The organism is Streptococcus oralis subsp. oralis (assembly GCF_002096445.1).
Taxonomy (GTDB): Bacteria; Bacillota; Bacilli; order Lactobacillales; family Streptococcaceae; genus Streptococcus; species Streptococcus oralis_N.
Genome location: NZ_NCUK01000012.1, coordinates 428,983 through 447,849 on the forward strand (window position 1 = coordinate 428,983; position 18,867 = coordinate 447,849).

The 18,867-nt window shown below is 39.8% G+C and carries 20 protein-coding genes and 1 tRNA gene; 19 read left to right on the top strand and 2 right to left on the bottom strand.

Annotation, left to right across the window (positions count from 1 at the left end; translation table 11 throughout):
• Positions 1-119: 119 nt before the first annotated feature.
• From B7721_RS03310 to B7721_RS03395, 17 genes are all read left to right on the top strand, one after another.
• Positions 120-515 (top strand): helix-hairpin-helix domain-containing protein, encoded by a 396-nt coding sequence (locus B7721_RS03310; RefSeq protein ID WP_084877501.1) that lies wholly within the window; start codon positions 120-122, stop codon positions 513-515.
• A 279-nt stretch (positions 516-794) separates the two neighbouring features.
• Positions 795-1,361, top strand: coding sequence for a GNAT family N-acetyltransferase (locus B7721_RS03315; protein ID WP_084877503.1), 567 nt, complete (start codon positions 795-797; stop codon positions 1,359-1,361).
• Positions 1,358-2,335 carry a hypothetical protein gene (locus B7721_RS03320; protein WP_084877504.1) on the top strand — a complete coding sequence of 326 codons (978 nt, stop codon included), beginning with the start codon at positions 1,358-1,360 and terminating at the stop codon, positions 2,333-2,335. The genes B7721_RS03315 and B7721_RS03320 overlap by 4 nt, the downstream gene beginning before the upstream one ends.
• A complete protein-coding gene (locus B7721_RS03325) occupies positions 2,328-4,979 on the top strand; it encodes a valine--tRNA ligase (RefSeq protein ID WP_084877506.1) in 2,652 nt (883 codons plus the stop codon). The genes B7721_RS03320 and B7721_RS03325 overlap by 8 nt, the downstream gene beginning before the upstream one ends.
• A gap of 42 nt (positions 4,980-5,021) precedes the next feature.
• Positions 5,022-5,645 carry an ATP-binding protein gene (locus B7721_RS03330; protein WP_158085833.1) on the top strand — a complete coding sequence of 208 codons (624 nt, stop codon included), beginning with the start codon at positions 5,022-5,024 and terminating at the stop codon, positions 5,643-5,645.
• Positions 5,646-5,779: 134 nt separating this feature from the next.
• The gene (locus B7721_RS03335; protein WP_239823794.1) at positions 5,780-6,463 is read left to right on the top strand and encodes an AAA family ATPase; all 684 of its coding nucleotides are present in this window, start codon (positions 5,780-5,782) and stop codon (positions 6,461-6,463) included.
• Positions 6,453-7,409 (top strand): hypothetical protein, encoded by a 957-nt coding sequence (locus B7721_RS03340; protein ID WP_070657185.1) that lies wholly within the window; start codon positions 6,453-6,455, stop codon positions 7,407-7,409. Before B7721_RS03335 ends, B7721_RS03340 begins: the two co-directional genes overlap by 11 nt.
• Before the next feature lie 304 nt (positions 7,410-7,713).
• Positions 7,714-8,304, top strand: a complete 591-nt coding sequence (rpoE, locus tag B7721_RS03350) for a DNA-directed RNA polymerase subunit delta (protein WP_000418415.1) — start codon at positions 7,714-7,716, stop codon at positions 8,302-8,304.
• A 317-nt stretch (positions 8,305-8,621) separates the two neighbouring features.
• The gene (locus B7721_RS03355) at positions 8,622-10,229 is read left to right on the top strand and encodes a CTP synthase (protein WP_084877510.1); all 1,608 of its coding nucleotides are present in this window, start codon (positions 8,622-8,624) and stop codon (positions 10,227-10,229) included.
• A gap of 96 nt (positions 10,230-10,325) precedes the next feature.
• Positions 10,326-10,625: a DUF4651 domain-containing protein gene (locus B7721_RS03360; protein ID WP_009013775.1), complete on the top strand. Its 300-nt coding sequence runs from the start codon at positions 10,326-10,328 to the stop codon at positions 10,623-10,625.
• Positions 10,622-10,939, top strand: coding sequence for a thioredoxin family protein (locus tag B7721_RS03365; protein WP_084877512.1), 318 nt, complete (start codon positions 10,622-10,624; stop codon positions 10,937-10,939). The genes B7721_RS03360 and B7721_RS03365 overlap by 4 nt, the downstream gene beginning before the upstream one ends.
• A gap of 15 nt (positions 10,940-10,954) precedes the next feature.
• Complete coding sequence (ytpR, locus tag B7721_RS03370; RefSeq protein ID WP_084877513.1) at positions 10,955-11,581, top strand: YtpR family tRNA-binding protein; 627 nt, start codon at positions 10,955-10,957, stop codon at positions 11,579-11,581.
• 41 nt (positions 11,582-11,622) lie between these two features.
• Positions 11,623-12,384 carry an SDR family NAD(P)-dependent oxidoreductase gene (locus B7721_RS03375; protein ID WP_084877515.1) on the top strand — a complete coding sequence of 254 codons (762 nt, stop codon included), beginning with the start codon at positions 11,623-11,625 and terminating at the stop codon, positions 12,382-12,384.
• A 77-nt stretch (positions 12,385-12,461) separates the two neighbouring features.
• Positions 12,462-12,857, top strand: a complete 396-nt coding sequence (locus tag B7721_RS03380) for a single-stranded DNA-binding protein (protein ID WP_000282436.1) — start codon at positions 12,462-12,464, stop codon at positions 12,855-12,857.
• Positions 12,858-13,012: 155 nt separating this feature from the next.
• Positions 13,013-13,297 (top strand): co-chaperone GroES, encoded by a 285-nt coding sequence (gene groES / locus B7721_RS03385; RefSeq protein ID WP_084877516.1) that lies wholly within the window; start codon positions 13,013-13,015, stop codon positions 13,295-13,297.
• Positions 13,298-13,312: 15 nt separating this feature from the next.
• Positions 13,313-14,935, top strand: coding sequence for a chaperonin GroEL (groL, locus tag B7721_RS03390; protein WP_084877518.1), 1,623 nt, complete (start codon positions 13,313-13,315; stop codon positions 14,933-14,935).
• 136 nt (positions 14,936-15,071) lie between these two features.
• Positions 15,072-15,839 (top strand): epoxyqueuosine reductase QueH, encoded by a 768-nt coding sequence (locus tag B7721_RS03395; protein WP_000567567.1) that lies wholly within the window; start codon positions 15,072-15,074, stop codon positions 15,837-15,839.
• Positions 15,840-15,908: 69 nt separating this feature from the next.
• On the opposite strand, the gene ntdP is transcribed toward B7721_RS03395, so the two are convergent.
• Together ntdP and recX are read right to left on the bottom strand one after the other, a co-directional pair.
• The gene (ntdP, locus tag B7721_RS03400; RefSeq protein WP_000775318.1) at positions 15,909-16,442 is read right to left on the bottom strand and encodes a nucleoside tri-diphosphate phosphatase; all 534 of its coding nucleotides are present in this window, start codon (positions 16,440-16,442) and stop codon (positions 15,909-15,911) included.
• 88 nt (positions 16,443-16,530) lie between these two features.
• Positions 16,531-17,307, bottom strand: a complete 777-nt coding sequence (gene recX / locus B7721_RS03405) for a recombination regulator RecX (protein ID WP_070800417.1) — start codon at positions 17,305-17,307, stop codon at positions 16,531-16,533.
• A gap of 37 nt (positions 17,308-17,344) precedes the next feature.
• Here recX and rlmD point away from each other — a divergent pair, with 37 nt between their 5' ends.
• On the top strand, positions 17,345-18,706 hold the full coding sequence (rlmD, locus tag B7721_RS03410; protein ID WP_049519798.1) for a 23S rRNA (uracil(1939)-C(5))-methyltransferase RlmD: 1,362 nt from the start codon (positions 17,345-17,347) through the stop codon (positions 18,704-18,706).
• A gap of 67 nt (positions 18,707-18,773) precedes the next feature.
• Positions 18,774-18,845 (top strand) — tRNA-Glu (locus B7721_RS03415).
• Positions 18,846-18,867 lie beyond the last annotated feature (22 nt).

An 18,867-nucleotide genomic window follows, 5' to 3' on the forward strand; every position in this document is an offset into this window, starting at 1 on the left:
AACGGTTAGATTTTTAGGAGCAATCTCGTTTCCTTTCTTGATTTTTTCCCAAAATCTTGATAGAATATCTTTATTAAATCCTTGTCAGAACAGGGATTTTTTATTGAAAGGATTTTATCATGTCAAAGAAACTCCAACGGAAAAAACAATTACGAAACAGCCTTCGTCGTTCAGGTGCATTTTCAAGTACGGTGACCAAGGTTGTCGAAGAAACAAAAAAAGTTGTGAAACATGCAGAAAAATCTGCTAGCGAAGCAGGGAAAGTTGTCTCTAAAAAAGTGGAACAAGCAGTAGAAGCAACTAAAGAGCAAGTTCAAAAAGTTACAAGCTCTGTAGAAGAATTCGCAGCCAACCTAGGTGGACTTTCAGTCGACCGTGCCAAGACTTTCTACGATGAAGGAATCAAGTCTACTACTGATTTCAAAAATTGGACAGAAAAAGAACTCCTTGCCTTAAAAGGAATCGGTCCAGCTACCATCAAGAAATTAAAAGAAAACGGCATCAAGTTCAAGTAATCTTTCTTGCCCCTTGCATTTCCGTCAAAAACTTGTTAAAATAAAGCCATTAGAGGTGTTTTGAGTCCCACATTTTACAGAAAGTGGCGGTGTTGAGAAGTCCACAAATGTGTCGAAACTGGTTGCTAATGGATGAAAAATTAAAATAAAAGTGTCTTTTTGTTTTAAAGACGAGAGTTGCGGGCAACTGCCCGAAATTGGGTGGTACCGCGGATAAACACATTCGTCCCTGTCATGGATATGGCAGGGGCATTTTTTTATGGGAAGCGAGGGTTGAAGATGGAGCAAGCACAATTACCAGAACGATTAGAAACCGATCGGCTCCTCTTGCGCGTCCGTACAATAGCTGATGCAGAGGATATTCATGCCTACGCTAGTTTGCCAGAGGTCGCCTACCCAGCAGGCTTTCCTCCCGTCAAGACCTTGGAAGATGAGATTTATTATCTAGAGCATATCCTTCCTGAGCGCAATGAAAAGGACAATCTCCCAGCGGGCTATGGAATTGTCGTTAAAGGAACCGATAAGGTCATCGGCTCTGTTGATTTCCCTCGTCGTCACGAGGATGATGTCTTGGAGATTGGCTATATCTTACATCCAGACTATTGGGGTCTAGGTTATGTTCCAGAGGCGGCACGTGCCTTGATTGACCTAGCTTTTAAAGAACTGGGCCTTCACAAGATTGAGCTGACTTGCTTTGGTTATAACCTTCAAAGTCAACGAGTCGCAGAGAAGCTTGGTTTCACCCTTGAAGCACGCATAAGGGACCGCAAAGATGCTCAAGGCAATCGCTGTGATGATTTGAGATATGGCTTGCTGAAGAGTGAGTGGGAGAGTGAAAAGAAATGAAAAAGAGCATTAGTATGTTTTTGAGTCATATAGGAAAATTTCAAAGTTTTCTTTGTTTGATATTAATATTTGTATATATTTTAAATAATTTATTTTCATTTAATATTTCTTTAAAAGAGGATAATTTCTTTAATATATTGGTGATGTTGATTTACTTTTTTTCATCATTGTTTTATATTTTTAAATATAAACCAATGAAAGTTGAAAATATTAAAAAGAGTGTAGATTATAAAAAAATTATTTCGTTAATTAGAGAATTTGAATATACAATTTCTTTAACGGTAATAACAAGTACCATATATCGATTCTGCAAGATGTTAAACATTTTGCCAAAGATTATTGTAGAAAACAGTGCTGGTATTACAAATTTGATTATATTGATAATAACTATCAGATTATATTTCTATGTTTTGTCAATTATTGTTGGATTGAAAATATGGGTTTTATTATTACTTATTATAGTTGCAATTCCTTTGGTATATTTAATAGGAGTGTTTGATATTGGTTGGTGGGCACTGGTATCAGGATTGATGATTATATGGAATTTTATTAATTCGAAAGATTTTGTAACTCTACTTAATAAGGGGGAAGAAGTTAGTAAAATTCCCAAAAAACTGAACTACATTTGGCAAAGAAATAAGCTAATTTTTTATTTAGTTACAACGTTGATTTACCTAGTATTAATAATTTCAGGTTTGTTTGAAGAAAAAGGTATAAGTGTATTAGATAGAGCGAATATAAGGCTGAAAACTTTTGGTTTATTTATGATGGCTTTAATATTTGTTTTTGTAATAGTATTGTCGCTAATATATTTGTATAACCATTTCAAGATGTTGAGAAGAATTGTGGATAAAAGAAAAGACAACTGGTTTTTTAGCAAATTAATAAAAGTCATCGAATTTTACACTTATTACCATAAATACATAATAAATTTAAATACTAAAAAAAATAAAAGGAGCAAAACACATGTCTAAAGAACTTTCACCTAAATACAATCCAGCCGAAGTTGAGGCTGGTCGTTACCAAAAATGGCTTGATGCCGATGTTTTCAAGCCTTCAGGCGATAAAAAGGCTAAGCCTTATTCTATCGTCATTCCACCACCAAACGTAACTGGTAAACTCCACCTTGGTCACGCTTGGGACACGACTTTACAGGATATCATCATCCGTCAAAAACGGATGCAAGGTTTCGATACGCTTTGGCTTCCAGGGATGGACCACGCGGGGATTGCCACTCAGGCTAAGGTTGAGGAGCGCTTGCGCGGTGAGGGTATTAGTCGTTACGACTTGGGTCGTGAAAAATTCCTCGATAAAGTCTGGGAATGGAAAGACGAATATGCTACTACCATCAAGGAACAATGGGGCAAGATGGGGCTCTCTGTAGACTACTCTCGCGAGCGTTTCACCCTCGACGAAGGTTTGTCAAAAGCCGTTCGCAAGGTCTTTGTGGACCTTTACAAAAAAGGCTGGATCTACCGTGGTGAATTTATCATCAACTGGGACCCAGCAGCTCGCACAGCCCTTTCTGATATTGAGGTTATCCATAAGGACGTCGAAGGTGCCTTCTACCACATGAACTACATGCTGGAAGATGGCTCACGCGCCCTTGAAGTTGCGACAACTCGTCCTGAGACCATGTTTGGGGACGTTGCCGTTGCAGTCAATCCAGAAGACCCACGCTACAAGGACTTGATTGGTAAAAATGTCATTCTTCCAATCGCTAACAAACTCATCCCAATCGTTGGGGATGAGCACGCAGATCCTGAGTTTGGTACTGGTGTCGTGAAAATCACACCTGCCCACGATCCAAACGACTTCTTGGTTGGTCAACGTCATAACTTGCCACAAGTCAATGTCATGAATGACGACGGAACTATGAATGATTTGGCCTTCGAATTTGCAGGTATGGACCGTTTTGAAGCTCGTAAGGCAGTCGTTGCTAAGTTGGAAGAAATCGGTGCCCTCGTTAAAATCGAAAAACGTGTTCACAGTGTTGGTCATTCAGAGCGTACAGGTGTTGTGGTTGAACCTCGCTTGTCTACGCAATGGTTCGTCAAGATGGACCAATTGGCTAAGAATGCCATTGCCAACCAAGATACAGAAGACAAGGTTGAATTCTACCCACCTCGTTTCAACGATACCTTCCTTCAATGGATGGAAAATGTCCATGACTGGGTAATCTCTCGTCAGCTCTGGTGGGGTCACCAAATCCCTGCTTGGTACAATGCTGAGGGTGAAATGTACGTCGGTGAAGAAGCACCAGAAGGTGACGGATGGACTCAGGACGAAGACGTCTTGGATACTTGGTTCAGTTCTGCCCTCTGGCCATTCTCAACCATGGGCTGGCCTGATGTCGACTCAGAGGATTTCAAACGTTACTTCCCAACGTCAACCTTGGTAACAGGTTACGATATCATCTTCTTCTGGGTGTCTCGTATGATCTTCCAATCCTTGGAATTCACTGGCCGTCAACCATTCCAAAACGTTCTTATCCACGGTCTCATTCGTGACGAGCAAGGACGCAAGATGTCTAAATCTCTCGGTAATGGGATTGACCCAATGGATGTTATCGAGAAATACGGTGCCGATGCCCTTCGTTGGTTCCTTTCAAACGGCTCTGCACCAGGTCAAGACGTGCGCTTCTCTTATGAGAAAATGGATGCCTCATGGAACTTTATTAACAAGATCTGGAACATCTCTCGCTACATCCTTATGAACAATGAAGGCTTGACCCTTGACCAAGCAACGGCCAATGTGGAAAAAGTTGTCAACAAAGAAGCTGGAAATGTTACAGACCGCTGGATTCTCCACAACCTCAATGAAACCATCGGCAAAGCAACTGCTAACTTTGACAAGTTTGAGTTTGGTGTAGCTGGACACATCCTCTACAACTTCATCTGGGACGAGTTTGCGGACTGGTACGTTGAGTTGACCAAGGAAGTCCTTTATAGCGACAACGAAGAAGAGAAAGTCATCACACGTTCAGTTCTCCTTTACACTTTGGATAAGATCCTTCGTCTCCTTCACCCAATCATGCCATTCGTGACAGAGGAAATTTTTGGGCAAATCTCAGAAGGTTCTATCGTTACAGCTGCATACCCAACTGTCAACCCAGCTTTTGAAGACCTTGTGGCTCACACTGGTGTGGAAAGCCTCAAAGACTTGATTCGTGCTGTTCGTAATGCGCGTGCGGAAGTAAACGTTGCACCAAGCAAGCCAATCACTATCCTTGTTAAGACAAGCGATAGCGACTTGGAAGCCTTCTTTAACAGTAATGTCAACTACATCAAACGATTCACAAATCCAGAACACTTGGAAATCGCATCAACCATCCCTGCACCTGAACTCGCAATGTCAAGCGTTATCACAGGAGCAGAAATCTACTTGCCACTGGCAGACCTCCTCAACGTCGAAGAAGAACTGGCTCGTCTCGATAAGGAACTAGCTAAATGGCAAAAAGAACTGGACATGGTCGGTAAGAAGCTCTCTAACGAACGCTTCGTAGCCAATGCCAAACCAGAAGTCGTCCAAAAAGAACGCGACAAACAAGCCGACTACCAAGCCAAATACGACGCGACAGTCGCACGTATTGATGAGATGAAGAAGTTGGTGAAATAAAGAAACACGGTGATGAGCCATGTTTTGATGAATGGAGATACAATGTTAAAAAACGTTACAATAAATAATCTATTTGATAAAGAGGATGTTAATATTGATTTTTCAAAGCGATCTGTAATAATTACTGGAGACAATGGTAATGGTAAAACTACGATTTTGAATATAATCTATAATGTGTTGGTCGGAAATTATTATGCTCTTTATAAAATCAATTTTGAGAAAGCATTTATTAACTTTCAATCGGATTTTAAATATATGAATGAAGTTAAAATTGAGCGAGAGAATAATAATAACTTTAAAAAAATGACTATTACTTATAGATCTAAAAAAGATTCATTAAAAATAAAGATAAATGCTTCAGGTATAAATAGTATTATTTCAGTCGAAAGTATAGAAAGGAATCAAGAAATACTATACAATGAGAAGTATAATGAAAATTTGCTCTATAATGATGATAGTCAAACTATATTGGAATTGTTGGAATCAATTCACGAAAATAAATTTAACACTAAGATAAGAGAAATTAATAAGTCGTTACTATATTTTCCAACATACAGGCGCATAGATTTAGATATTGAATCATACTTTACAAATCTATATGAACCTTCTATGATAAGTTTTTTTACGAGAGATCGTTCACTAACTAAAAAAAGTTCGGAACCATAGATAGAAGAGTAATTGGTATATCTAATACCGATATTGAAGATATTTTACGAGAATATACGAGAACTATAAATGAAATATCTTCCCAAAGCTTAGATAACCTACTAAAAAACTTTGCTAAGAACAGTATTTTAGGTATAAACAATGAAAAACTTGAGATCCAATTTTCTAATTTTTCAAAAAGATCAAATATATTAGATCAATTGAAAAATATTAATGATAGTTTGGATTTAAGAATATCTGATGAACAACTCACTAATATAGCAAAACAATTTGAAGAAAAACTATTATTTATGAAAAAAATAGGTGAGAATAAACCTAAATCGAAAGAAGAAATGAACGAAGTTATGAATCTGATTCTATCTTTACCGATGATGCAAGTTTTTCAAAATTTACAAGAATTATATAAAAAATTCAGTCAAGAAATGAATTCAGAGTTAGAAAGTTTTGCCTATATTCAAGAAAACTTATTAGACTTTTCTGGTAATAGATTGAATTTAAACAGGACAGAGTTAAATGAATTCAATTTTTCAAAAGTAGGAACTGGTGTAGAAAAATTTAATGATTTTTCTACAGGAGAAAAACAATTAATAACATTTCTAGTATACTCCGCAATTGAACTCCCCAAAGATACACCCTCATTAATAATAATTGATGAACCTGAATTATCACTTCATGTAAAATGGCAACGTAAGCTCCTAAAAAATCTTTTAAAGAAAAATAATATTAAAATTTTATCAGCAACTCACTCTCCGTACATACTTAATAAGTTAGAGGTAGATTCTATGATTGTTAGAAAGCAGGAAGCAAATGAGTGTTAATACAATCAAAATCGGTAGTGCTATCCCTGAAATTATAGAAATTGATGATATTGCAGAAGATTATTTTGGTCTCCCGAAGCCAAAGAAAATTTTAATTGTTGAAGGAGTTACAGATGCGACAGTCCTTGAAAACTATTTAGATTTAGAAAAAATACCTAAAAACTTCTCGATTCGTACAACGATTATGACAAATAAAAATAATCATTCGGGAAAAGATATTGCTTTGGAGTATTTTGATAAAAATAAAGACAATCAAGAAATCGTATTACTTTTAGATAGAGATTATGATTTTATATGTTCAACAGAGAGAACAGATGATGAAATAATGTATTACGATTACTATTCTCTTGAAAATTATTTTTTTGAAGAAAAAGTTCTAAAATTTGCATTAATAACAAATGACGTTCCTAAAGACCAGAGAGATAAAATATTACATTTTATAAATAGTGATAAACAAGAAATATTAAATCCTTTGATTGAATGTTCGAAATTACGTATTTTCAGAAAATATCATAAAGAGAAAAAAACACCTTTCCAATTAAATGAAGAAGAAATAATAAAATTCGCAAACTTTATAAAAAAATTGGACATAAAAGGTTGTATTCAAGGTAAAAATCCAAATTTAGCTGGTTCTAATTTTAAAGATAGATTACACACATATGTAAACCAATCTTTAGAAGATATTGACCCTAAGTTGTACCCACAAATACAGGATTTTATTTCATGTATTAAAATTTCTTATCCTACTACTCTAATAGAGTACTTTAAAACTTTTTTTAATGGTAAAGATTCTTTGAAATTTTTTGTAGAGTTACTATTTTACGAGGAGTTGATTAGTTCACACATTGGGCGTATATCTTCTCGAGATACATTGGAGAGTTATATTTTTCACTCAGACCTATATAAAAATAAAGTTCAGACGATTATAAATCGTTTTTCAGCTTAGTTTTAATTCTAACTATAAAATGATAATGTTTAGAAAGCAGGTAACTACATTACAAATTCTGTAAGTTCGAACCGACCTGATAAGTACAACATTGCAACTTAATTTTTATATATCATCTGGATTGATACCGAAAACCTACCTCACGATGCCATCGGTTGGGTCGCAAAGAAATAAAAGTCTTGCCACTTTCTCCCATTTAACCTTTGACTATTCCGCAAAATTATCGTACAATAAAGAGTACATGATAAAATGAGGTCAGAGTCTGTCTGCTCTGGCGATAGTAGTAAAAATGAGGAGAAACGCTTTGGAATTAGAAGTATTTGCTGGGCAAGAAAAAAGTGAACTATCTATGATTGAGGTAGCGCGTGCTATCTTGGAACTTCGTGGTCGCGATCATGAGATGCATTTTAGTGATCTTGTAAACGAAATTCAAAACTACCTTGGAACATCAAACAGCGATATCCGCGAAGCTTTGCCTTTGTTCTACACAGAGTTGAACTTTGACGGTAGCTTCATCTCACTTGGGGACAACAAATGGGGTCTTCGTTCATGGTATGGTGTAGACGAAATCGACGAAGAAATCATCGCTCTTGAAGAAAGTGATGACGATGAAGTAGCACCAAAAGCTAAGAAAAAACGTGTCAATGCCTTCATGGATGGCGATTCAGATGCCATTGATTACAATGCAGATGATCCAGAAGACGAAGATGCGTACGAAGCAGACCCAGCTCTTTCATATGATGATGAAAATCCAGATGATGAGAAAAATGAAGTGGAAGCTTATGATGCAGAAATCAACGAAATCGCTCCAGATGACTTGGGTGAAGATGTGGATCTCAACGAAGAAGACGACGAGTTTTCAGACGATGACGCTGAAACAAGTGAAGAAGAGTAAAATGCCTTAAGAAGGAGATCGCTGGATCTCCTTTTTTGTTGCTTGAGCGTGTTGTCCGTTTGGATGCGGATTTTTAGTTGGTTTTCTGAAAATGATCTCCTTTTTTCATCTTTTACCAATTCGGGTTGACAAATGTTCTGCTTTAAGGTATCATATTGTTCGGGCACCTCTTTTCGAGGTCGGGGCTCCCTAGTTACTAGGGAGCTATTTTTGTTTTTTCAGGAAGTTTTTCTTGAAAAGTCGTGATTCATAAGGGTCTTGTTTTCTATGTCCCCTTGTAGTTAACAAGACCTTGAGCATTTTAGAAAGAGGAATCTATGTCTACGAAATATATTTTTGTAACTGGTGGTGTGGTATCGTCTATTGGGAAAGGGATTGTAGCAGCAAGTCTGGGTCGTCTCTTGAAAAATCGTGGTCTCAAAGTGACTATTCAGAAGTTTGACCCTTATATCAATATCGATCCGGGAACCATGAGTCCTTACCAGCATGGGGAAGTCTTTGTGACAGATGATGGGGCTGAGACAGATTTGGACTTGGGGCACTATGAACGTTTCATCGATATCAATCTCAACAAATATTCCAACGTGACAACTGGGAAAATTTACAGTGAAGTTCTTCGTAAGGAGCGCCGTGGCGAGTACCTTGGCGCAACTGTTCAAGTCATTCCTCATATCACAGATGCTTTGAAGGAAAAAATCAAGCGTGCCGCTCTAACGACCGACTCTGATGTCATTATCACAGAGGTTGGTGGAACCGTTGGAGATATCGAGTCCTTGCCATTCCTAGAGGCCCTTCGTCAGATGAAGGCAGATGTGGGGGCAGATAATGTCATGTACATCCATACAACCTTGCTTCCTTATCTCAAGGCTGCTGGTGAGATGAAGACCAAGCCAACCCAGCATTCTGTAAAAGAATTGCGCGGATTGGGAATCCAGCCAAATATGTTGGTCATTCGTACGGAGAAACCAGCTGGTCAAGGAATTAAAAACAAACTAGCTCAGTTTTGTGACGTGGCTCCAGAAGCTGTTATCGAGTCTTTGGATGTCGAACACCTTTACCAAATTCCATTGAATTTGCAGGCACAAGGCATGGACCAAATTGTCTGTGACCATTTGAAATTAGATGCACCAGCAGCGGATATGACGGAGTGGTCAGCCATGGTGGACAAGGTCATGAACCTGAAAAAACAAGTTAAGATTTCCCTCGTTGGTAAGTATGTGGAATTGCAAGATGCCTACATCTCTGTGGTTGAAGCCTTGAAACACTCTGGGTATGCCAACGACGCAGAAGTGAAGATTAATTGGATCAATGCCAATGATGTGACAGCAGAGAATGTAGCAGAGCTCTTGTCTGATGCGGACGGAATCATCGTACCAGGCGGTTTCGGTCAACGTGGTACGGAAGGGAAAATCCAAGCCATCCGCTATGCGCGTGAGAATGATGTTCCAATGTTGGGAGTCTGCTTGGGAATGCAGTTGACTTGCATCGAGTTTGCTCGTCACGTTTTGGGTCTTGAAGGTGCCAATTCTGCTGAACTTGCACCAGAAACAAAATATCCTATCATTGATATCATGCGTGATCAGGTTGATGTTGAGGATATGGGTGGCACCCTTCGTTTGGGACTTTATCCATCTAAGTTGAAACGTGGCTCTAAAGCAGCGGCTGCTTATCATAATCAAGAAGTGGTGCAACGCCGTCACCGTCACCGTTATGAGTTTAACAACGCCTTTCGTGAACAGTTTGAGGCAGCAGGCTTTGTCTTTTCAGGAGTTTCTCCTGATAATCGTTTGGTAGAAATCGTGGAAATTCCTGAAAATAAATTCTTTGTGGCTTGTCAGTATCACCCTGAGCTGTCAAGCCGTCCAAACCGTCCAGAAGAACTCTACACTGCCTTTGTCACTGCAGCAGTTGAAAACAGTAATTAGCATAATCAGAACCTTTGAGAAGAATCTCAGAGGTTTTTTAATTGCCTTGCTCGTATACGGCTTCCCTATTTGTCCTAGAGCCCTTTTTGTGTTACAATGAATGGTATGAAAGCTAAGAAATTATGGATGACTGGCTTGACTGTGGCTGGTCTAAGTGCCCTCGCTTTGGGTGCCAAAAAAGCAGCAGATAACCACAAACTGATGAAGACTCAAGAAGAGTTGACCGCTATCGTGCGCGAACTTTTCTCAGATATGGGAGAGATTGCGACTCTCTATGTTCAAGTCTACGAAAGTAGCCTAGAGCGACTTGTCGGAGGAGTCATTTTCGAGGATGGCCGTCATTATACCTTTGTCTATGAAAATGAAGATTTGGTCTATGAGGAGGAAACCTTATGATTACTCCCAATAGTATAGAAGAGCTTGCAGGTTTTGTCGAGCAAGATGGCAAGAAGGTTTTCCTTTTTGTGGCGGACTGGTGTGGCGATTGTCGTTATATCTATCCATCCTTGCCAGAGATTGAGGAGACCAATCCAGAGTTCACCTTTATCCGAGTGGACCGAGATCAGTATCTGGAACTGGCCAAACTCTGGGATGTATATGGAATCCCTAGCCTTGTTGTGCTAGAAAAGGATAAGGAAATTGGCCGTTTTGTCAATCGTGACCGTAAAAGCAAGGAACAAATTAACGACTTTTTAGCAGCACTGAAATAGGAGAAAAGAGAAACAATGATTTTTACATATAACAAAGAGCATGTCGGCGATGTCCTTATGATCATCGTAAAAAATAGCGGAGATGCCAAGTTGGACGTGGAGCGCAAAGGCAAGGTAGCCCGAGTTTTCCTCAAAGAAAATGGTGAAACAGTAGCTTGGAATATTTTCGAAGTTTCAAGTTTGTTTGAAATTGCAGAGCGTGGTCAAGTCTTTTTGACAGATGAGCAAGTCGCTCGTTTAAACCAAGAATTACATGCAGAAGGATTTGCAGAAGAAATTGTCAATGACAAGGAACCTAAGTTTGTTGTTGGTGAAATTGTCGAGATGGTAGCTCATCCTGATAGTGATCACCTCAACATCTGCAAAGTGGCCGTCGCAAGTGACAAGACAGTGCAAATCGTGGCAGGAGCACCTAATGCGCGTGTTGGGTTGAAAACCATTGTAGCTCTTCCTGGAGCGATGATGCCAAAAGGCAACCTCATTTTCCCAGGCGAACTTCGCGGTGAAAAGAGTTTTGGCATGATGTGCAGTCCTCGTGAACTTGCCTTGCCAAATGCTCCGCAAAAACGTGGGGTTATTGAATTATCAGAAGACCAAGTTGTCGGAACTCCATTTGACCCAGCCAAACACTGGACTGCCTAGGAAGTTGTCAGTATCTGATAGACCAGCTAGAGGGAAATAAGATGGCAAAAAATGTAGTGATTACAGGAGCAACCTCAGGGATCGGTGAAGCGATTGCGCGTGCTTATCTGGAGCAGGGGGAGAATGTCGTTCTAACAGGGCGACGGACAGACAGACTAGAGGCCCTCAAGTCAGAGTTTGCAGAAACTTTTCCAAATCAAACAGTTTGGACTTTTCCACTGGATGTCACAGATATGGCTATGGTCAAGACGGTCTGCTCTGATATTTTGGAAACGATAGGGCAGATTGATATCTTGGTCAATAATGCTGGACTAGCTCTTGGCTTGGCTCCCTATCAAGACTATGAAGAGTTGGATATGCTGACCATGTTGGATACCAATGTTAAAGGTTTGATGGCGGTCACTCGCTGTTTCTTGCCAGCAATGGTAAAAGTCAATCAGGGTCATATCATTAACATGGGGTCGACCGCAGGAATCTACGCCTATGCGGGTGCAGCTGTTTACTCAGCAACCAAGGCTGCAGTTAAGACTTTTTCAGATGGTCTGCGAATTGATACCATTGCAACGGATATCAAGGTGACCACCATTCAGCCAGGGATTGTCGAAACAGATTTTTCTGCGGTACGTTTCCATGGTGACAAAGAGCGTGCTGCCACCGTCTATCAGGGAATTGAGGCCTTGCAAGCTCGAGATATTGCAGATACAGTTGTCTATGTGACCGGTCAGCCTCGCCGTGTGCAGATTACAGATATGACCATTATGGCCAATCAACAGGCGACAGGTTTCATGGTGCATAAAAAATAAAAAATTTTCTCGAAAAGTTACAAATTTTTGTAACTTTTTTTGATTCCTTACGAATAGATAAGTAGGAGGAAGAAAATATGTATAATAAAGTTATTCTTATTGGACGTTTAACGTCTACACCAGAATTGCACAAAACCAACAATGACAAGTCAGTAGCGCGTGCAACTATCGCTGTGAACCGTCGTTACAAAGACCAAAACGGGGAACGTGAAGCTGACTTTGTCAATTTGGTTCTTTGGGGGAAATTGGCTGAAACCTTGGCAAGCTACGCAACTAAAGGTAGTCTTATCTCTGTGGATGGAGAACTTCGTACCCGTCGCTTTGAGAAAAATGGCCAGATGAACTATGTGACTGAAGTCCTTGCCACAGGATTCCAACTTTTGGAAAGCCGCGCCCAACGTGCTATGCGTGAAAATAACGCAGGACAGGATTTGGCAGATTTGGTCTTGGAAGAGGAAGAATTGCCATTTTAAGCATTGAAAAGTCTGAGTCAATCTCAGGCTTTTTATCTTGAGAAAGTCAGACTTTTTTCTTGACTATTTCTGACCAAGTGATACAATAGAACTATGAATTAGCACTCAGATACAAAGAGTGCTAATAATATGTATTTCATCATGGAGGAAAACAGATGTTGAAACCATTAGGAGACCGTGTGGTCTTGAAAATCGAAGAAAAAGAACAAACTGTTGGAGGCTTTGTCCTTGCGGGCTCAGCCCAAGAAAAAACAAAAACAGCCCAAGTTGTAGCTACTGGACAAGGTGTTCGTACCTTGAATGGTGACTTGGTTGCTCCAAGTGTTAAGCCTGGAGACCGTGTCTTAGTTGAAGCTCATGCAGGTATTGATGTCAAAGATGACGATGAGAAGTACATCATCGTTGGCGAAGCTAACATCTTGGCTATCATTGAAGAATAGAAGGAGAAAGTAAGTATGTCAAAAGAAATTAAATTTTCATCTGATGCTCGTTCAGCCATGGTTCGTGGTGTTGATATCCTAGCAGACACTGTTAAAGTAACCTTAGGACCAAAAGGTCGCAACGTTGTTCTTGAAAAATCATTTGGCTCACCATTAATTACCAATGACGGTGTTACTATTGCTAAAGAGATTGAGCTAGAAGACCATTTTGAAAATATGGGTGCCAAATTGGTATCAGAAGTAGCTTCAAAAACCAATGATATCGCAGGTGACGGAACGACAACTGCAACAGTCTTGACTCAAGCTATCGTCCGCGAAGGAATTAAAAACGTCACTGCAGGTGCCAACCCAATCGGCATTCGTCGTGGGATTGAAGCAGCGGTTGCCGCAGCTGTAGAAGCCTTGAAAAACAATGCCATCCCTGTTGCCAATAAAGAAGCCATCGCTCAGGTTGCCGCTGTATCTTCTCGTTCTGAAAAAGTCGGCGAATACATCTCTGAAGCCATGGAAAAAGTTGGTAAAGATGGTGTCATCACTATTGAAGAATCACGTGGTATGGAAACAGAGCTTGAAGTCGTAGAAGGAATGCAGTTTGACCGCGGTTACCTATCACAGTACATGGTGACAGATAGCGAAAAAATGGTGGCGGACCTTGAAAATCCATATATTTTGATTACTGACAAGAAGATTTCCAATATTCAAGAAATCTTGCCACTTCTAGAAAGCATTCTCCAAAGCAATCGTCCACTCTTGATTATTGCGGATGATGTAGATGGCGAAGCTCTTCCAACTCTTGTATTGAACAAGATTCGTGGAACCTTCAACGTGGTAGCAGTCAAAGCTCCAGGCTTTGGTGACCGTCGCAAAGCCATGCTTGAAGACATCGCTATCTTGACAGGTGGAACAGTCATCACAGAAGATCTTGGTCTTGAGTTGAAAGACGCTACTATTGAGGCGCTAGGTCAAGCAGCGAGAGTAACTGTGGACAAAGATAGCACTGTTATCGTAGAAGGTGCTGGAAATCCTGAAGCTATTTCTCACCGTGTTGCGGTTATCAAGTCTCAAATTGAAACTACAACTTCTGAATTTGACCGTGAAAAATTGCAAGAACGCTTGGCAAAATTGTCAGGTGGTGTCGCAGTCATCAAGGTCGGAGCTGCAACTGAAACTGAGTTGAAAGAAATGAAACTCCGCATTGAAGATGCCCTTAACGCTACTCGTGCAGCTGTTGAAGAAGGAATCGTTGCAGGTGGTGGAACTGCTCTTGCCAATGTCATTCCAGCCGTAGCTGATTTGGAATTGACAGGAGATGAAGCAACAGGACGTAATATTGTTCTCCGTGCCTTGGAAGAACCTGTTCGTCAAATCGCTCACAATGCTGGATTCGAAGGGTCTATCGTCATTGACCGTTTGAAAAATGCTGAAGTTGGTACAGGATTCAACGCAGCAACTGGTGAGTGGGTTAATATGATTGAAGCAGGTATTATCGATCCTGTTAAGGTTAGCCGTTCAGCCCTTCAAAACGCAGCTTCAGTTGCAAGTCTTATCTTGACAACAGAAGCAGTCGTAGCCAATAAACCAGAACCAGCAGCCCCAGCTCCAGCCATGGATCCAAGCATGATGGGTGGGATGATGTAAATTTTCGCTACGAAGCAATTCATAAGAAACACAAAAGGAGGGATGTGTATTTCCTCCTTTTAAGGTTTTCTATTCTAAATAGATTTGAGCTCTCCTAACTTATATGATAAAATAAGACTAGAAAAAGGAGAAGAACATGATCGATGTAGAAGAAATTCTGAGCAAGATGAATCCCAATCAGAAGATTAATTATGACCGTGTTATGCAGAAAATGGTTCAGGTTTGGGAAAAAAATGAGCAACGTCCAACTATTCTTATGCATGTCTGCTGTGCTCCTTGTAGTACCTACACCCTAGAGTACCTGACCAAATACGCTGATGTGACCATCTATTTTGCCAATTCCAATATCCATCCCAAGGCAGAATACCACAAGCGGGCTTACGTTACAAAAAAATTTGTCAGTGATTTCAATGAGCGAACAGGCAATACGGTCCAGTACCTTGAAGCTCCCTACGAACCAAATGAATACCGGAAGTTAGTCAGAGGACTGGAAGAAGAACCTGAGGGTGGCGACCGTTGCAAGGTTTGTTTTGACTACCGTCTGGACAAAACAGCGCAAGTGGCTATGGATTTGGGCTTTGACTACTTTGGTTCAGCCTTGACCATCAGTCCCCATAAGAATTCTCAAACCATCAACAGCATCGGAATTGATGTGCAAAAGATTTATACCACCCACTATCTTCCAAGTGATTTCAAGAAAAATCAAGGTTACAAACGTTCAGTGGAGATGTGCGAGGAGTATGATATCTATCGTCAATGCTATTGTGGATGCGTCTATGCAGCTCAAGCCCAGAACATTGATCTTGTTCAGGTTAAGAAGGATGCCACGGCTTTCCTGTTAGATAAGGATGTTGAAAAAGATTATTCCCATATCAAGTTTACTGTCACTAAATTAGATATATAGCAATTAACCCAGCTTCTAGGCTGGGTTTTTCAAATAAAAAACCAGGGCTCTCACCCCGGTTTGACAACTTTACCGATTCTTTAGTTCTATGTAGCGTTTGTACCAAATGTTGACATAGGCCTCTGAGAAAGGACCGCGTCCATTGTTGATCCAATCAACAAGGATTTTAACATGCTCTTTCAAAATATAGTCTAAATCATCAGAATACTTCATTTTGCGTTTATGGCGCTCATACTCTTCAACATCCAAGAGACGCTTTTCACCATCAGTGAAAACCTTGACATCCAAATCATAATCAATGTATTTCAGGGCTTCCTCATCTAGATAGTAGGGGCTGGCCATATTGCAATAGTAGGAAATCCCATTATCACGAATCATGGCAATGATATTAAACCAATATTTTTTGTGAAAGTAAACAATAGCCGGTTCTCGAGTCACCCAACGACGACCGTCACTTTCGGTAACAAGTGTGTGGTCGTTGACGCCAATAATAGCGTTCTCTGTTGTTTTTAGTACCATGGTGTCCCGCCAAGTACGGTGAAGACTCCCATCATGCTTATAACTTTGAATTGTAATAAAGTCGCCTTCTTTTGGAAGTTTCATAACTAACCAACTTTCTACAATTTATAAGTTTATCGTTTACTATTATATCATAAATCGGTCTAATTTTTTTGAATTTTACCTGAAAATGTTAAAGATATTCTCTGAGAGCGCTGGCTATATCCGAAAAATCATAGCCTTTTCGAGCTAAAACTTGGGTTAAACGCTGTTTTAGTTCGTAACTTTCATATTTGCGAGCGTATTTAGCATATTGTTTATCCAGTTCTTTAAAAATGAGCTCTTGAGTCGTTTCTTGGTCGACTTGACTATCCAAGTCATCAAAAGCATTTTTAGCATCAGAATAGGAGAAGCCTTTGTTCGTCAAGTTTTGAATGATCTTATCTTGCAAGGCACGAGCGGGAAGCTTTCCCGTGTATTTTTTAAGAAGTTTCTCCGCTACACGTTGAGCAACCTCTGAAAAATCAAAATCCTTTAAAACCTCTTCAATAGTTGATTTGTCAATTCCTTTTTGAGACAGTTTTTGAGCTAGCACATAAGGTCCCTTATCTCCAGAAAGTTGATTGGCATTGATGATAGAGTAGGCATACTGACGATCATTAATCCAGTTATCTTCTTTAAGATTAGCGATAACTTGACTAGTGATTTTTTCATCAAGATCATACTTTTTCAGATACTCGCGAACTTCCTTTTCGGTTCGAGCTTTAAATGATAGATGGTAGAGAGCGAGATTTTTACCATAAGAGAACTGGGCAAAGTCCTGAATCTCGGTAAGTTCCTCTTTACTAATGACCTTATCTCGAGATAGCATAAAACGGACAATGGTATCTTCCGTGATATAAGAGGTTTGCTGTCCATCTAACTCCATCAAGTAGAGACGTTTTTTCTTTTCAAGTTTTGTGATTTTCATAGTTCTATTATACCCTAAAATGTGATAAGATAGGGGTATGAATCTGAAAGTCAAACAAAAAATACCTTTAAAAATCAAGCGGATGGGCATCAATGGTGAGGGAATCGGTTTCTATCAGAAAACCCTCGTTTTTGTGCCAGGCGCCCTCAAAGGAGAAGACATCTATTGTCAAATTACTTCTATTAAACGTAACTTTGTTGAAGCCAAATTACTAAAGGTTAATAAGAAGTCTAAATTTCGAGTCGTGCCAGCTTGTACGATTTATAATGAATGTGGTGGTTGCCAAATCATGCACCTCCACTACGATAAACAGTTAGAGTTCAAAACGGATCTGCTCCATCAAGCCCTGAAAAAATTTGCTCCTGCAGGATATGAAAACTATGAAATCCGTCCAACTATCGGAATGCAGGAACCAAAGTACTACCGTGCTAAGCTTCAATTCCAGACTCGAAAATTTAAAAATCAGGTCAAGGCAGGTTTGTATGCGCAAAACTCTCATTACCTCGTAGAGTTAAAAGATTGCTTGGTACAAGATAAGGAAACCCAAGTAATAGCGAATTGCCTAGCTGAACTTCTTACTTACCACCAAATTCCAATTACAGATGAGAGAAAAACGTTAGGCGTTCGTACTATCATGGTACGTCGAGCAAGAAAAACGGGACAAGTCCAGATTATCATTGTCACAAATCGCCAGCTTAATTTAACCCAGCTAGTAAAAGACTTAGTTAAAGATTTTCCAGAAGTCGTCACAGTTGCAGTCAATACAAATACAGCGAAAACAAGTGAAATCTATGGTGAAAAGACGGAAATTATCTGGGGCCAAGAGAGTATTCAAGAAGGAGTACTCGACTATGAGTTTTCTCTCTCCCCTCGAGCTTTTTACCAGCTTAATCCTGAGCAGACAGAAATTCTCTATAGTGAAGCAGTTAAGGCTCTGGATGTCAGCAAAGAGGATCATCTGATCGATGCCTATTGCGGTGTTGGGACGATTGGATTTGCCTTCGCAAATAAGGTCAAGAGTCTCAGAGGAATGGATATTATTCCAGAAGCCATTGAAGATGCCAAGCGAAATGCTCAGAGAATGGGGTTTGACAATACCCATTACGAAGCGGGAACAGCTGAAGAGATTATTCCACGCTGGTATAAAGAAGGCTACCGAGCAGATGCCTTGATAGTCGACCCTCCTCGTACAGGCTTAGATGATAAGCTGTTGGAAACCATTCTGACCTATGTCCCAGAAAAAATGGTCTATGTATCCTGCAATGTTTCGACCTTGGCACGAGATTTGGTTAAACTGGTAAAAGTTTATGATCTCCAGTATATCCAGTCAGTCGATATGTTTCCCCACACTGCACGAACAGAAGCAGTAGTTAAGTTAGTGAAGAAAAGAAAAAATTAAATTCACGGAAAAAAGTCCTTGACAAAGGTAAAAAAGTAGGTATAATAGAAAGAGTTGAAAAGCTCAAGGTCCGTTGGTCAAGGGGTTAAGACACCGCCTTTTCACGGCGGTAACACGGGTTCGAATCCCGTACGGACTATGGTGTATTGCGGTTAAAAAAA

Excerpts from the sequence above, each read along its gene's own strand:
- B7721_RS03330 (WP_158085833.1), top strand. The coding sequence starts at position 5,022 with ATGTTAAAAAACGTTACAATAAATAATCTATTTGATAAAGAGGATGTT.
- B7721_RS03375 (WP_084877515.1), top strand. The coding sequence starts at position 11,623 with ATGGCAAAAAATGTAGTGATTACAGGAGCAACCTCAGGGATCGGTGAA.
- recX (WP_070800417.1), bottom strand. The coding sequence starts at position 17,307 with ATGAAAATCACAAAACTTGAAAAGAAAAAACGTCTCTACTTGATGGAG.
- B7721_RS03365 (WP_084877512.1), top strand. The coding sequence starts at position 10,622 with ATGATTACTCCCAATAGTATAGAAGAGCTTGCAGGTTTTGTCGAGCAA.
- ytpR (WP_084877513.1), top strand. The coding sequence starts at position 10,955 with ATGATTTTTACATATAACAAAGAGCATGTCGGCGATGTCCTTATGATC.
- rlmD (WP_049519798.1), top strand. The coding sequence starts at position 17,345 with ATGAATCTGAAAGTCAAACAAAAAATACCTTTAAAAATCAAGCGGATG.
- groES (WP_084877516.1), top strand. The coding sequence starts at position 13,013 with ATGTTGAAACCATTAGGAGACCGTGTGGTCTTGAAAATCGAAGAAAAA.
- B7721_RS03325 (WP_084877506.1), top strand. The coding sequence starts at position 2,328 with ATGTCTAAAGAACTTTCACCTAAATACAATCCAGCCGAAGTTGAGGCT.
- B7721_RS03355 (WP_084877510.1), top strand. The coding sequence starts at position 8,622 with ATGTCTACGAAATATATTTTTGTAACTGGTGGTGTGGTATCGTCTATT.
- B7721_RS03315 (WP_084877503.1), top strand. The coding sequence starts at position 795 with ATGGAGCAAGCACAATTACCAGAACGATTAGAAACCGATCGGCTCCTC.
- B7721_RS03360 (WP_009013775.1), top strand. The coding sequence starts at position 10,326 with ATGAATGGTATGAAAGCTAAGAAATTATGGATGACTGGCTTGACTGTG.
- B7721_RS03310 (WP_084877501.1), top strand. The coding sequence starts at position 120 with ATGTCAAAGAAACTCCAACGGAAAAAACAATTACGAAACAGCCTTCGT.
- B7721_RS03340 (WP_070657185.1), top strand. The coding sequence starts at position 6,453 with ATGAGTGTTAATACAATCAAAATCGGTAGTGCTATCCCTGAAATTATA.
- groL (WP_084877518.1), top strand. The coding sequence starts at position 13,313 with ATGTCAAAAGAAATTAAATTTTCATCTGATGCTCGTTCAGCCATGGTT.
- B7721_RS03320 (WP_084877504.1), top strand. The coding sequence starts at position 1,358 with ATGAAAAAGAGCATTAGTATGTTTTTGAGTCATATAGGAAAATTTCAA.
- ntdP (WP_000775318.1), bottom strand. The coding sequence starts at position 16,442 with ATGAAACTTCCAAAAGAAGGCGACTTTATTACAATTCAAAGTTATAAG.
- B7721_RS03395 (WP_000567567.1), top strand. The coding sequence starts at position 15,072 with ATGATCGATGTAGAAGAAATTCTGAGCAAGATGAATCCCAATCAGAAG.
- B7721_RS03380 (WP_000282436.1), top strand. The coding sequence starts at position 12,462 with ATGTATAATAAAGTTATTCTTATTGGACGTTTAACGTCTACACCAGAA.